This is a genomic window from Alicyclobacillus sendaiensis NBRC 100866 (assembly GCF_001552675.1).
Taxonomy (GTDB): Bacteria; Bacillota; Bacilli; order Alicyclobacillales; family Alicyclobacillaceae; genus Alicyclobacillus; species Alicyclobacillus sendaiensis.
The window spans coordinates 1-13,925 of the sequence record NZ_BCRQ01000069.1 but is presented as its reverse complement, the minus strand read 5'-3'; the positions used below and the strand labels follow the sequence as shown (position 1 = coordinate 13,925).

Annotated in this window: 13 protein-coding genes and 1 pseudogene; all 14 read left to right on the top strand. The window is 64.2% G+C overall.

Features of this window, described 5'->3' with window-relative positions; translation table 11 throughout:
* A partial coding sequence (locus AS26_RS14480) for a DUF6114 domain-containing protein (protein WP_245629751.1) occupies positions 1 to 527 on the top strand: 527 nt, incomplete at its 5' end.
* Positions 528 to 579: 52 nt separating this feature from the next.
* Positions 580 to 1,155: a DUF6230 family protein gene (locus AS26_RS11940; protein WP_062309819.1), complete on the top strand. Its 576-nt coding sequence runs from the start codon at positions 580 to 582 to the stop codon at positions 1,153 to 1,155.
* Positions 1,156 to 1,222: 67 nt separating this feature from the next.
* A complete protein-coding gene (locus AS26_RS11935) occupies positions 1,223 to 1,756 on the top strand; it encodes a hypothetical protein (protein ID WP_062309817.1) in 534 nt (177 codons plus the stop codon).
* A 43-nt stretch (positions 1,757 to 1,799) separates the two neighbouring features.
* A complete protein-coding gene (locus AS26_RS11930) occupies positions 1,800 to 2,174 on the top strand; it encodes a hypothetical protein (protein WP_062309815.1) in 375 nt (124 codons plus the stop codon).
* A 306-nt stretch (positions 2,175 to 2,480) separates the two neighbouring features.
* The gene (locus AS26_RS11925) at positions 2,481 to 4,001 is read left to right on the top strand and encodes a LuxR C-terminal-related transcriptional regulator (protein ID WP_062309813.1); all 1,521 of its coding nucleotides are present in this window, start codon (positions 2,481 to 2,483) and stop codon (positions 3,999 to 4,001) included.
* A gap of 238 nt (positions 4,002 to 4,239) precedes the next feature.
* Positions 4,240 to 5,685, top strand: a complete 1,446-nt coding sequence (locus AS26_RS11920; RefSeq protein ID WP_062309811.1) for an NAD-dependent malic enzyme — start codon at positions 4,240 to 4,242, stop codon at positions 5,683 to 5,685.
* A 170-nt stretch (positions 5,686 to 5,855) separates the two neighbouring features.
* Entirely contained in the window at positions 5,856 to 6,209 is a 354-nt protein-coding gene (locus tag AS26_RS11915) for an SCP2 sterol-binding domain-containing protein (protein WP_062309821.1), read from the top strand.
* Between the two features lie 89 nt (positions 6,210 to 6,298).
* A complete protein-coding gene (locus AS26_RS11910; protein ID WP_062309809.1) occupies positions 6,299 to 7,825 on the top strand; it encodes a class I adenylate-forming enzyme family protein in 1,527 nt (508 codons plus the stop codon).
* 18 nt (positions 7,826 to 7,843) lie between these two features.
* Positions 7,844 to 8,965, top strand: coding sequence for an acyl-CoA dehydrogenase family protein (locus tag AS26_RS11905; protein WP_062309807.1), 1,122 nt, complete (start codon positions 7,844 to 7,846; stop codon positions 8,963 to 8,965).
* Positions 8,962 to 10,176, top strand: coding sequence for an acyl-CoA dehydrogenase family protein (locus AS26_RS11900; protein WP_062309805.1), 1,215 nt, complete (start codon positions 8,962 to 8,964; stop codon positions 10,174 to 10,176). The genes AS26_RS11905 and AS26_RS11900 overlap by 4 nt, the downstream gene beginning before the upstream one ends.
* A 24-nt stretch (positions 10,177 to 10,200) precedes the next feature.
* Complete coding sequence (locus AS26_RS11895; protein ID WP_062309803.1) at positions 10,201 to 11,007, top strand: enoyl-CoA hydratase/isomerase family protein; 807 nt, start codon at positions 10,201 to 10,203, stop codon at positions 11,005 to 11,007.
* A gap of 19 nt (positions 11,008 to 11,026) precedes the next feature.
* Positions 11,027 to 11,869, top strand: a complete 843-nt coding sequence (locus AS26_RS11890) for an SDR family NAD(P)-dependent oxidoreductase (RefSeq protein WP_062309801.1) — start codon at positions 11,027 to 11,029, stop codon at positions 11,867 to 11,869.
* A gap of 42 nt (positions 11,870 to 11,911) precedes the next feature.
* Complete coding sequence (locus tag AS26_RS11885) at positions 11,912 to 13,051, top strand: thiolase family protein (protein WP_062309799.1); 1,140 nt, start codon at positions 11,912 to 11,914, stop codon at positions 13,049 to 13,051.
* A 164-nt stretch (positions 13,052 to 13,215) separates the two neighbouring features.
* A pseudogene (locus AS26_RS14290) lies at positions 13,216 to 13,925 on the top strand (hypothetical protein); the annotation flags it as partial.

Here is a 13,925-nt window from a genome sequence, read left to right as displayed (position 1 = left end):
TGATGGCAGTGGATCCGGAGACCGTATCCGTCTCGCCTCCGCAAGAAGCGGCTGGCAAGCGGCCGCAGGAGATTGTCGTCGACGTGGAGGCCACGGAGGCCGTGCCCGCCGGCCCGACAAGCAAAGGGTTCAAGCGATGGCGGCGCACGCGTCCCTTCTGGGCGGGGCTGTTGACGATGCTTGGCGGCGCGGCCGTCGCGGCGGGACCTGCGAGTCTCATTCACGTGGTGGCGTTCACGCAGTCGAGCGTGCCGATTGGCGCCGCGGTCGGCATCCTGATCTTCCTCATGGGACTCTTGGAGTGGATCTTTCCGTTCTACGGCGTGTTGACCGGCGCCATTACGGTGGTGCTGGCGCTCGTGTCGCTCATCTCTTCGTCGTTTGGCGGGCTTTTCATCGGCATGATCCTGAGTCTCGTCGGTGGTGCAATGGCGGTGGCGTGGCGCCCGGCGAAACCCAAAGCGCAGAACAAGTCCAGGAAGCTAAAGGCGCCGAACCTTCCAAACACGCCGTCCGCTTCTGCATAAACCGAAGGGCGTTCAAGCCCTTGGGTAAGCGATTTCAAAGGGAGGGGTTCACATGTATCCTGAGATGGCAATGCCCATGGAAGGGCGCACGAATTGGAAGGTTTTCGCGGGTGTGATGGCAGCCGGCGTGACCGGCATTGGCGCGCTGACCGGCATGCTGATGAACGGGGTGGTGTCCGCTGCTGTGAATCTCCCGGTTCCGTTTACGGTGCAGGCCTCGAGCATCCAAGGTTCGTCGTTCAGCTTGGCGCCCGGTCAGGTGCCGAATCAACAAGAGGGCGCTGCGCAGATCCAGATGGACGGCACGCTGCAGGACATGAAAATCACGAAGACCGTGGACACGCCGCTCGGCACGTTCCAGATCAGCATCAGCGCGGGTTCCGGCAGCACGCCGGCGCAGGCGACGGGCATGACTGTGTACGCGTCGAGCCTGGGCGGTGACACGAGCTTCCCGAACGGGCTCGCGATGGACGCGTCAACCGGCCAAATGCAGGCGAGCCAGCTCCAGATGAGCAACGCCACGCTTCAGGTGCCGTATCTCAGCACGCAGAGCATCACCCTGCCGGGCATGTCGCTCTCCATCCAGCCGGTGTCGAGCTCGAGCAGCTCGTCGTCCAGCGGGCAATGACAAGTGAGGGAGCGCGCAGCGGGCGTAATCTGCCCGCTGCGCCTCGCCTTCACGGGGAGGGGTTGGCATGTTCCGCACGCTTCGTTGGGCCCGCAGGCCGGCCCTTCGACCTTGGCGCCTGACGCGCGCGCTCGGCTTGTCGTTTGCGGCGGCGGTTTCGGCGTTGACGCTCCTGCCTGCCCCTGTTCCGCGCGCTGGCGTCATTCTGCCGGGCCGGGTGCCGTTCACGCTTCGAGCGTCTGAGATCATCGCGCAAAACGCGGTCATCAGCATCTTGGGCGAATCGATGTCGTTCTCCTCGGCGTCCATCCAGGGCATGAGCATCACCTACTCGGCGGGCGGGCACACGTTCACCATCGCGGTGAACGGGACGTCGTCCGCGGGGGCGACGGTCATCAAGACCTCGCTTTTCAGCACGTTGAAAGACGACATCGGATCGCTCTTCCACGTGCAGTCGCCAAGCGTGGCGACGGTGCTCGCCGACGCGTTGCTTCAAAAGCCCATCCCGACGCTCGTGTTGACGAACGTCAACCTGACGATTGACACCTCCATGACGTCGCAGTCCATTCAAATGCCGGGAATGTCCCTTACCGTGAACTGACGCGGCGCCTGCCGGGCGAAATCCCCAGTGGAGGAGTGAACGTATGAGCTCACAGGCGCCCTTCGTGCTGACGGCGGACCGCATCGTGGCCGAGCACGCGCGCATGAACGTCTTGGCGAACACGCTGGCCTTCCGCGGTGCGGTCATCGAAGGCATGCGGATCAGCCGGAGCGCCGAAGGCGTCACGTTGCGCATCCGCTCGGACGGGCGCGTGACCATCGGCGAGACCAAGATTCAGGCGACGGTGCTTCGAAATCTGGCGAGCATCGGGAGTTTCAAGAGCAAGCGCGACGTCCTCGTTCTCTTGGCGGGAGGCTCCGTACCCAAGCTGGAACTCGCCCGCGTCGAACTCGTCATCGATGGTTATCTGACGACGTCGTACGCCGAGATCCCCGGAATGCGGCTCGACGTGGTGTGATGTGGCTTGTGAGGCCGTTGCCCGGTGCGCGAAACGACGCGGCCGGTTCCGCGCGACGAGAGACCTGCGGGCAACGGCGGCGCGGGCCTATGCTGTTTCATCTCCCATATCCTAAATTCTTGTTTCCTCGCGTGAATTCCCCTATAATGACGCTAACACTTCACCAGCGTTCGGAGGTTACGCGATCGCCCACCTGACTCGCGCGTCTCGTGTACTGACTGGCCCCAGGGCGACGTAGGATCCAAAACGACATTCGGATTGAAGCGCAGAGGTCGTGGCGCTCGCCGACCCAAAGGGGGATGCACGATGAGTCGTCCGTCGCCGCTGCCACCGTCCAGCGAACCGCTGCCAAAGAAGGCGGTGCAGGCTGTGTTCCAGACGCTGCAAGCGCAGGAGGCCGAATGCCGCATGAATTGGAGCCTGCGCATGGCGAGGATGGAGATACCCGAAGTCACGCAGCCCACCCTCACGCACCTTTTTCAGTTTCTTCTGAGAAATATAGAAAGCGCTATCAACGACGAGGAGGTCTTGGTTCGCGCCTTCCAGGCCGAGGTCATGCGCGCCCAGCCGAGCGTCATGGCGTCCGACGTGCTCGTCGTGGTGGGCTTCCTCGAGGAGCTCCTGCTCTCCATCGGCTGGCGCCTGGTCGAGCCCGCGCACATGGAGCAATTCGTGCGGTTCGCGCACCGGCTGTGTTTCGATCTCGCCCGCGAGGCGCTGTCGGAAGGGTACTTCCCGGCCAAGCTGGCCGCTCGGACGCAGTACATGTGCGACGCGCCTCTCGTCAACTGGCTGAACGTCATCAGCGCGGAGTGCGATTGGAAGTGGTTTGCGCTCGTTCGCACGCGACCGCAGATCAACGTGGAGGAGTCCGCCGTATATGTGCCCGAGACGCGCATGTGGACGGCGGAAGCGCCTCATCCCGAGCGAACGGAACAGGTGCGGCGCGCCCTTTCCGAGGGATCGCCCTTCGTCGCTGCGGTCGTGGACAATTTGTACGCCGTGGCGTCCGCGCGCCAAGATCCCCTCACGGTTCGCCGCTTCCGCCAGACGGCCCAGTGGATCCAAAACGCGCTTCAGCTCTCGGTGTACGTCCGGGGCGGGCACGGCAGCGGTCGCGCGGAAATGCTCGAGGTTCTCCTGGAATTCGACGATCTCCTCGCCAGCGCGGGCGACATGAACGAGCTGCTGACGGCTGTCGTCGAGCACGTGTGCCGCCGGAGCGGTTTCAAGCGCAGCGCTCTCTTCCTCTACAATCCCATCACGCAGACCGTCGAGGGCGTGCACGGGTACAACGTGAACGTCGAGGAGATCATGCGCATCCGCCAGACGGATCGCGACATTCCCTCGCTCGCGCAGTTCGTGCAGATTGCAAAGCCCGTCTTTTTGAAGGATGTTGGCAATATCCTGCCTCAACCCTATGTGAACAAGTTCCATCTCTCCTCGCTCCTCGTGTGTCCGGTCATTGACAATCGCCGCCTGCTCGGGATTATGCTGCTCGATCACGGCGGAAAGCTCTTTACGCCAGACAACGCGACCATTCGTATGGTGGAAGCCATGCTGGCTCGCGCTGGGCGCATGATTGTCACCCAGATGTATCGCCAGGCGGGCGCCGCGCCCATCACCCCGCTCACGACGCTGACCAAGCGCGAGCGAGAGATCCTGCAGCTCATCGCGGACGGGATCGACACGAAGGAAATTGGCAAGGCGCTCCACATCAGCGATTACACGGTGACGGAACACGTGAGCTCGATTTTGCGCAAGCTCGGCGCGAAAAACCGCACGGAGGCAGTGGCCAAGGCCATGCGCGAGCGCATCATCCACTGAACGAGGGAGCGCGTCTCCCTCGGCGTCTCCTCTCGAAGATCCCTGGAATGAAAAGAGAATTCTGAATACATGGGGCTGTGCAGTCGAGAACACCCCTGAAATGAGGGGGTCTCAAGTCGCGGAGATGCGGTACAATCGACTTTAAACTGTTATATATCAGATGGCGGATTCGGACTTGTGTTCCAGAGGAGACCGCGAACGCATGGCGGGTCCGCTAACAGCTCAGGGGGAGTGGCGCATGACATTGACGCGTGCAGATCAGGTTCAGGTGATGTTTCGCATTCGCCTGCACAAGAACGCCTCCATGGGAGAGGTGCATGGGGCCGTCGTGAGCGCTGGTGGTGAGGTGGTCGCGGTCGAGACGCGGGCGACAGCCGAGGCGTACAGCATCCGCGATATCACCGTCAGCATGGAGCCGGGCGCGGACGTCTCCGCGGCGTCGGCCGCCCTGCGACAGGTTCCGGGTGTGGACGTGATGGAGACGCTGGACCGGGTGTTCCTGGCGCACCTCGGCGGGAAGATCGCGACGCATCTGAAGGTGCCGGTCGTGGATCGCGCGGATCTCAGCGTGGTCTACACGCCCGGGGTGGCGCGCGTATGCGAGGCGATTCGCGACCGGCCGGAGCGAGCCTTCGAATTCACGGTGCGCACCAACACCGTCGCGGTCGTGAGCGACGGCTCCGCCGTGCTCGGGCTCGGGAACATCGGTCCACAGGCCGCCCTGCCCGTCATGGAGGGCAAGGCGATGCTCTTCAAGCGATTTGCCGACGTGGACGCGTTTCCCATCTGCCTGGCCACGCAGGACGTCGACGAGATCGTCGAGACTGTGGAGCGCATCGCGCCGTCCTTCGGCGGCATCAATCTCGAGGACATCTCGTCGCCCCGCTGCTTTGAGATTGAGGAGCGGCTTCGCCGCCGCCTGGACATCCCGGTCTTCCACGACGATCAGCACGGCACAGCGGTGGTCATGATGGCGGGGCTCCTGAACGCGCTGAAGATCGTCGGCAAGCGCATGGAGGACATCTCCGTGGTGATGGCGGGCGTCGGTGCGGCGGGCGTGGCGTGCACCAAGATCCTGCTCGCGGCGGGCGTCGGGCATATCGTCGGCGTGGACCGCGTAGGCATCATCGAGCGCGGTCGTCACTACGACAATCCCGTGAAGATGTGGTACGCGGAGAACACGAACTTCGAGAATCGGCGCGGGACTTTGGAAGACGCCATTCGCGGCGCCGACGTCTTCATCGGCGTGTCCGGCCCCGGGATCCTCACGGTCGATCACGTCAAGCAGATGGCGCGCGATCCCATCGTCTTTGCCATGGCTAATCCCATCCCCGAAATCCTGCCGGAAGTTGCGGCTGGGCACGTGCGGATCATGGCGACGGGGCGATCCGACTATCCCAACCAGATCAACAACGTGCTGTGCTTCCCAGGCATGTTCCGCGGCGCGCTGGACGTGCGGGCGCGCGACATCAACGAGGAGATGAAGATGGCCGCCGCGGAAGCCATCGCCGCCTGCGTGCCGGAGGATCAGCTCGCCGAGGATTCCATCATCCCAAGCCCGTTCGATCCGAACGTCGTCCCGGCCGTGAGCGCGGCGGTGCAGCGCGCGGCGGTCAAAACCGGCGTCGCCACGCTTCCAGCGAAGGTCCCGCTCGACGATGAGCCCGTCTACACGGAGATCTGAGCGATGGCCGCCGGACCCCGACTTCTGGGGAGGGGAACCCCCACTTCCCCGGATTCCTCGGGATGGGAAAGCGCTTGCGGGTGGATACAATGGCATCAACAGGCGGACGGGACGCCAAAGCCACAGGCTTACTTCCCGCATCTTCCGAATCATTGAGGAGGCGACGCATGATGACCACCACGCCATCCACGAAGGAGATTTTCGATCTCATCAACCAGGCGCTGTCCGCGGATCCTTCCCGCACGGGCGGCCTGGAAGCCGTGTATCAATTCAACATCACCGGCGAGGATCCCGGCACGTATCAGCTCATCCTGAAGCCCGACAAGGCGTATGCCGTCGAAGGTGAGCAGGAAGTGCCGAACTGCACGCTCGAGATGGATTCGAACGACTTTAAAGACATGCTCCAGGGCAATCTGAACGGCACGGCCGCGTTCATGAGCGGCAAACTCCGCGTCGAGGGCGATCTCGGCCTCGCGATGCAGCTGGAGACGGTGCTCAGCGCCTATACCGCGGCGAACAACTGACAGCGCCGGTGGCGAGCTGGGCCGTGGGAAGCCGGCGGCCCAGCCTGGCTGCGGCTTCGAGAGAAATATTCGGAAGGGCGAGATGAGATATGAATCTCGTTCAATTGTTAGAGGAGAATCAGCGGCGGTTCGGGACCTATGAATCCCTTGTGTACGAGGGCCGCGTGTACACGAACGCCGAACTCGCGACGCTGTCTTCCCAGCTGGCCCATCATATCCGCGCGCTCGGCGTCAACCCAGGGGATACCGTCCTCGTCACCATGCCGAACCGGCCCGAAGTCGTCATCTCCTTCTACGCCATCGCCAAGGCGGGAGCGGTCGCCGTGCCCGTCATGCCGCTCTTGCAAGCTTCCGAGGTGCGCTACATCGTACAGGACGCAGAGCCGAAGCTCATCATCACGTGCGAGATCTTGAAGCCGAAGATCCTCCAGGCGATTCAGGATCTTGACCGCCCTCCGGTCGTTCGGTCCGTCGACGACGCGGGTGTGGAGGGATTCGAGACCGTTTTGTCCCACTATCCCGCGGAGCGCCCCGACGTCCAGGTGGAGGATCATCAGCCAGCCGTCATCCTGTACACGAGCGGCACCACCGGCAAGCCGAAGGGCGTGATCCTCACGCACCACAACCTGTGCGCCAACGCGCGCGCCGCGGCCGATCTCGCCGAGCAATACGTGCTCAAGGTGGAAAAGCGCGTGGGCCTCGGCATCCTGCCGCTCTCTCACGCCTTCGGCTTCACCATGATGAACACCGCGCTCTGCCTGGGCGAACTCGACGTCCTTCTGCCCTATTTCGACCCTGTACTCGTGTTTCAAGCCATCGAGCGGTATCGGGTGACGCATTTCACGGCGGTCCCGGCGATGTTTCACGCCATGCTCCACCATCCGGACGCTAACCGATACGACCTGTCGTCACTCTCCGTCTGCATCTCGGGCTCCGCGCCGTTGCCCGAGTCGGTGCGCAAGGCGTTTGAAGAAAAGTTTCACTGCCTTGTGTTCCAGGGCTACGGTCTGTCCGAGGCAGCACCCGTCGTCACGGCGCCTCGGTTCGACAAGCCGGCGAAGCCCGGCTCCGTGGGGCTTCCGCTTCCGGGCGTGGAAGTGGCCGTCCTCGACGAGCAGGGCAATCCGCTCCCGCCCGGCGAGATTGGCGAACTGGCCGTCCGCGGCCCGAATGTCTCGCCAGGGTATCACAACTTGCCTGAGGAGACTCAAAAGGCGTTTCGAAACGGTTGGCTCCTCACGGGAGACATGGCGCGCATCGACGAGGAGGGCTACGTGTATATCGTCGATCGCAAGAAGGACGTCATCATCCGCGGCGGGTTCAACATCTATCCGAGCGATCTCGAGGAGCTTTTGAGCCAGCACCCCGCAGTCGCGGAGGTGGCGGTCGTGGGGGCACCTTCCGAGCGGATGGGCGAGGAAGTCGTGGCGTACGTGGTGCGGAAAAAGGGCGCCGAGGTGACGGAAGAGGAGCTCATCGCCTACTGTCAGGAGCATCTCGCGAAATACAAGACGCCTCGCGTCGTCCAGTTCGTCCCGTATCTTCCGAAGAATCTGATTGGGAAAGTGGACAAAAAGAAGTTGCGCGAGATGGCGAAGGCCATTCAGTTTGTTTGAAACCTGGGAGGGAAAGGTATGCTTTCGTTTCTCCCGTCCGACGAAGAGCGGGCGTTTGTGGAAGTCGCCCAACAGTTTGCCCGCGAGCGCCTGCGCGAAAGCGCTCGCGAGGCGGAGAAGGCGAGGACGCCGGGGGACGATCTCGTCTCGGCCGCCCACGAGCTGGGGCTTCTGTCGCTCGAGATTCCGGAGTCGCTCGCAGGCGCCGAGCTCCCGCTCATCTCGCAGGTCCAGGTGCTCGAGGCGCTCGCCCATGGCGATCTCGGCATTGTGCAAGGGCTCCCCGGTCTTTGCGACAGCGCGTCCGTCATGCGCGTCCTGCCGCAGCCCGAGCGCCTGGAGCTCGCCGACGGCGCGGCCCAGCGCGTGCCGTGGATCCACCTCTCGCCGAACGAGGTGGCCGTGATCGTCGAGCGAAGCGGATTCCGACTCGAAGGCGTGGCGTTTCCGCGCCGTTCCGTCCTGGGGGCGGATCAGCTGCTCGTGAGCTTCCTGGCGCCAGGCGGTGAGGCGATTGTCGCTTGGCTCGACAGGACCTCGGCCCAGTGGTCCGAAGATGCGGGCGACGTGCGGCTCGGGCTGCTCGCCGCGCACATTGGGCGCCTCGGATTTGAGGGGACGGTGGTGCGGCCGGAGGACGTGCTGCTGCGCGGAGATGAGGCGGAACACGTGATTCGAGAGGCGCAGGCGCGCGTGGCCGTGCTGGAGGCGGCAAAGTGCGTCGGCGCGATGCGGGCTTCGCTGGAATACACCATCGAATACACGAGCCAGCGCAAGGCGTTCGGGCAGGAGATTCCGAAGTTCCAGGGCGTCTCCTTCACGGTCGCCGACATGGCCATTGAGACCGAAGCCGCGAGGAACTTGGTGTGGCAGGCGGCACACGCGGTGGATCAGCAGGGCTCAGGCGCCCTTCAGGCCGCGGCGCGCGCACTGGCCTATGCGCTTCGCAGCGGGCGCTTTGTGACCAACCAAGGCGTGCAGATGCTCGGGGGAGCGGGCTACCTGCAGGAGTACCCGGTGGAGAAGTGGATGCGGGACGTTCAGGCGCAGGCGGTGCTCTACGGCCGAGAGTTGGATTGGTACGAACGCGCTGGGGCCCGCGCGCTTGGGCTCGAGGAGAAGGAAGGTGTGCTCGTGTGATTGACTTCGAACTCAGCCCGCAGCAAAAACAGGTTCGCGACATGGTGCACTGGTTTGCGGAGCACGAGATGCGGCCCATTTCGCTCTTGGCGGACAAAGAAGAGCGCGTGCCGGACGACTGGCTGCGCAAGGTCAATCGGATGGGTATCACGCTCAGCATGTCCAACTTCGGCGGCGACAGCAGCAAGAAGAAGAGCGAGGCTGAACGGAAGGAGCCGCGCGAGCGCCAGTCGAACCGCCTGGGCGTCATCGCGGCCGAAGAGCTCGCTTGGGGCGATCCCGCCATCGCGCTGTCCCTTCCAGGGCCCGGGCTTGGCGGGCCACCTGTGCAGTCGACGGGGACGCCGGAGCAGAAGGAGCGGTTCCTCGGCATCTTCACGAAAGACGAGCCGCGCTGGGGGGCGTACGCGTTGACGGAGCCCGGCGCCGGATCGGACGTCTCGGGCATCCGGACCTCGGCCAAAAAGGTGGACGGGGGGTATGTGCTGAACGGCCACAAGGTGTACATCACCAACGGTGGACGGGCGTCCTGGGTCGTCGCGTTTGCCACGGTCGATCCGTCACTCGGGCGGGCTGGCCACCGCGCCTTTGTGGTCGAAAAGGGCACGCCGGGCTTCACGTGCACGCGCGTCGCGCACAAGATGGGCCTGCGCGCTTCGGAGACGGCGGAACTCGTGTTCGAGGACTGCTTTGTGCCCATCGACAACTTGCTCGGCGGCGAGGCGCATTACGAGAATCGCGCCGGATCGTCCGGATTTCGGGTGGCCATGTCGACGTTCGACAGCACGCGCCCGATTGTGGCGGCGATGGCCGTGGGCATCGCGCGCGCGGCGTACGAGTACACGCTCGACTTCGTCAAAAAGGAGTATCCGCGCGGGGGGAGGCTCCAGACGGACGTCCTCGCGAAGCTCGGTGAAATGGACGCCAAGATCCACGCGGCGCGTCTGCTCACGTGGGAGGCGGCGTGGAAGGCGGATCTCGGCCAGCCCAACGCCAAGGAGGCGGCGATGTGCAAGGCGCACGCCGGCCGTATCTCGCTCGAGGTGTGCGCGGACTGCCTCGAGATCATGGGTCCCATTGGCCTCGACGGGCACCTGGTCGAGAAGCTGTACCGCGACGTCAAGGTGTTCGACATCTTTGAGGGCACCAATCAGATTCAGCACCTCATCGTGGCGCGCAGGCTCTACGAGCCCTACGGGTTGCGCCTCTGAGGCGAAGAGCGGGAGGGAACAGGCATGGCGTATTCCACGCTTCGCGTCGCGCGCCTCGAGAAAGGCGTGGTGTGGGTCGAGATGGACAACCCGCCTGCCAACGCCATCTCGGATGCGCTCGTCGACGATCTCGACGCGCTCCTGACAGAGCTTGAAGCGGATCAAGCGGCGCGGGTGCTCGTGCTTGCCTCGGCGCATCCGAAGAACTTCGTCGCGGGTGCGGACATCAAGATGATGACGCAAAACGCCAGCAAATACGCCGGCCAGGGCGGCGCCATCCGCGACGCCGCGAGCCGCATGCAGCACGTGTTCGATCGCGTCGCAAAGTTTCCGCGCCCGGTTATTGCGGCCATCCACGGCCACGCCCTCGGCGGGGGCTGTGAGCTGGCGCTCGCGTGCGACTTTCGCATCATGAGCGGCGGGACCATCGGCTTGACGGAGGTGTCGCTCGGCCTCATCCCAGGCGCGGGAGGCACGCAGCGCATGACGCTTCTCCTGGGCCGCGCCAAGGCGACCGAACTCATCTTTTTCGCCAAGCGGCTGTCGAAAGAGGAGGCGGAGGCCATCGGGCTCATCACCAAGGCGGTCGAACCCGAGCGGCTTCGCGAGGAGGTGCTCGCGTTCGCCGAGAGCCTGAGCGAGCGCGCGGTGTTCGCCATGGGCTTGGCGAAGCAGGCCATCGACGCGGCGGTGCCGCTCGAGAGCGGGCTCCGCGTGGAAGCCGAAAACTTCGAGCGCACGTTCAGCACAGGCGAACCGCTCGAGGGCATCGCGGCGTTCCTGCAGAAGCGGCCCGCGAAGTTCTTGAAGGACGCGGCAGCCAAAGCTTGAATCACAGGGGGAATGAGAGATGTCGTCTTGGAATGAACTGCTGAAGGGGAAAGTGGCAGTGGTGACGGGGGCCTCGCGCGGACTCGGAAGGGCGGACGCGCTCGCGCTCGCTGAGGCCGGCGCCGACGTCGTCATTACCGACATTCTCATCGAAAGCGACGAGTCGAGCGCGCAGTCGGCCAAGCAGTACGGCCCGCTCGCGCAGGTCATGCAGAGCACGAAGGTGGTCTACGCCGAGAAGACGGCCGAGGAAATCCGGCAGATGGGCCGGCGGTCGTTTGCCATCAAGATGGACGTGACGGATCGGGATCAGGTCCGCGAGGTCTTCGCCCGCGTGAAGGAGGAGTTCGGCCGGATCGACATCCTCATCAACAACGCGGGTACGCTCGATCACGTCTCGCAGATCGAGAATCAGCGCGACGACCTGTGGGAGCGAGATCTGCGTGTGAACCTTACCGGCACATACAACTGCACGAAGGCCGTGTGGCCGTACATGAAGGAGCAGGGGTTTGGCCGGATCATCAACATGTCGTCCATCGTGGGTTTGCAGGGCGGTTTCGGGCAGGCGAGTTACGCCACGACCAAAGGCGGCATCCTGAGCTTCACCAAGAGCATGGCACTCGAAGGGGCGCGGCACGGCATCACGGTGAACGCCATTGTGCCGGGCATCATCAATACCGAGGCGTTCCGCATGGGCAACAAGCAGATGAACGAGCGGATGATCCAGCGCACCGCCTTCCGCAAGCCCGGTGAACCCGAGGACGTGGCGAACGCCATCGTCTTCCTGTGCTCCGACAAGGCGCGTTACATCACGGGCATCGGCTTGCCGGTGTGCGGCGGGATCGACCTGTTCACGTTCTGACCAAGTGACGGATGGAGTCACACGTACAAAGGAGGTGCGCTCGTGCAGCGCGAAGTGGTGATTGTGGACGCCATTCGCACGCCCATCGGACGCAAGAACGGGAGCCTGTCCTCCGTTCATCCGGTCGATCTCTTGGCGCCCCTGCTTAAGGCGCTGGTGGATCGGAATGAGCTTGATCCCATGGAGATTGAGGACGTGGTCACCGGGTGTGTGACGATGACCGGCGAGCAGGGGGGCAACATTGGCCGCATGGCGGTGCTCGCCGCCGGACTCCCCGTCGAGGTGCCGTCGTTCTCGCTCAACCGCATGTGCGGCTCCAGCCAGCAGGCCATTCACAACGCGGCGCAGGCGATTCTGGCAGGGGACATGGACGTGGTCATCGCGTGTGGCGTGGAGAGCATGAGCCGGGTCCCCATGGGCACGGATCTCGGCAAGTTTTCTACGGCGCTCACCAAGCGGTTTCAGATTGTGCCGCAGGGCTTCTCGGCCGAGATGATCGCGGAGAAGTGGAAGGTGAGCCGCGAGGAGATGGACGCGTTCTCGCTCGAGAGCCATCAGAAGGCGGCGCGGGCGGAAGACTCGGGCCTGTTTGACCGCGAGCGCGTGCCAGTCGAAAACGTGGGGCCCGAAAAGTTGACCGTGACGCGCGACGAGGGAATCCGGCGGGACACGTCGCTCGAAAAGCTGGCTGGATTGAAGCCGTCGTTTCGGCCGGATGGGCGGGTGACGGCCGGGAACGCGAGCCAAATTTCGGATGGGGCGGCCGCAGTGCTGCTGATGTCGGGCGAGAAGGCCGCGAAGCTCGGACTGAAGCCGCGGGCGCGCATGGTGTCTCGCGTCGTCGTGGGCGTCGATCCCGTCATCATGCTGACCGGGGTCATTCCGGCGACGCACAAGGCGCTTGACCGCGCGGGGCTCAGGCTCCAGGACATCGACGTGATCGAGATCAACGAGGCGTTTGCCTCGGTCGTCTTGGCGTGGAAGCGGGAGATTGAGCCGGATATGTCGCGCGTCAATCCGCGGGGCGGCGCCATCGCGCTGGGTCACCCGCTCGGCGCAAGTGGCGCGCGCATCATGACGACGCTCTTGCACGAGCTCGAAGACACCGGCGGGCGGTACGGGCTGCAGCTCATGTGTATCGGATTCGGCATGGCGACCGGGACCATCATCGAGCGGCTGTGAACGCAGCCGCTTTCTTCTTTTGGCCATTCCTTTCGGGCCCCTGAAGATGGGGGGGTGAAATGCCGAAGGTCAGGGATGGGGATGAAGCCCGAGGCGGCGTACAATGCAACTTACCTCCATGATTGTGGGAATTGAGAGAATATCAAAAGAAGGGAAGGGTTTGTATGAAGAAGGCGTGGTCAGTCGCTTTGGGTACGGCGATGGGTGCGGCTGCGTTCGCAGTAGGCGGTCACTCGGCCTTCGCTTCGACGGGGGCACCCGCGACGTCGCAGGGGGGACTGTTGGGCGTCCAGTTGAATCTTGGCGGATCGCAGGGGGTGGGCGTGAGTCTCAGCCTGTTGCCGCAGGCTCCCGGCAGCTCGACACCTGGGTCGGGTGGGCTGTTGAGCCTCGGCGTATCCCTTGGTTCGCCTCACGAAAGTTCGGCCTCTTCGGGGACCTCGGCAGGGGCGTCGTCCAGTGGAGGTGGAAGTGGTGAAGGGTCTCCGAGCGGAGCGAACACGGCTGCATCCGGGGGAGCATCTTCTTCCGACACCGGCGCGGGAACGCCGAAGGCGGTATCGATCAACTTGAACCTGCTGGCTTCGGGTGGGCAGGCGCAAGCGACGGGACCCGTGGGGGTGTCGGTCAACGCGCTGTCGACGGGCGGGAGTGCCACGTCGCAAAGCCCGGTCGGGATCGCCGTGAATGCGCTGTCCTCCGGAGGCAGTGCAACGTCGAGCGGCTTGCTGGGGCTGTCGCTCAACGGGCTTTCGTCCGGCGGCAGCGCGAGCGGTAGCGGCGCGGTGGGCGCTGGCGTGAACGTGGGGTCGTCGGGTGGCGGCGCGAGCGGTAGCGGCGCGGTGGGCGCTGGCGTGAACGTAGGGTCGTCGGG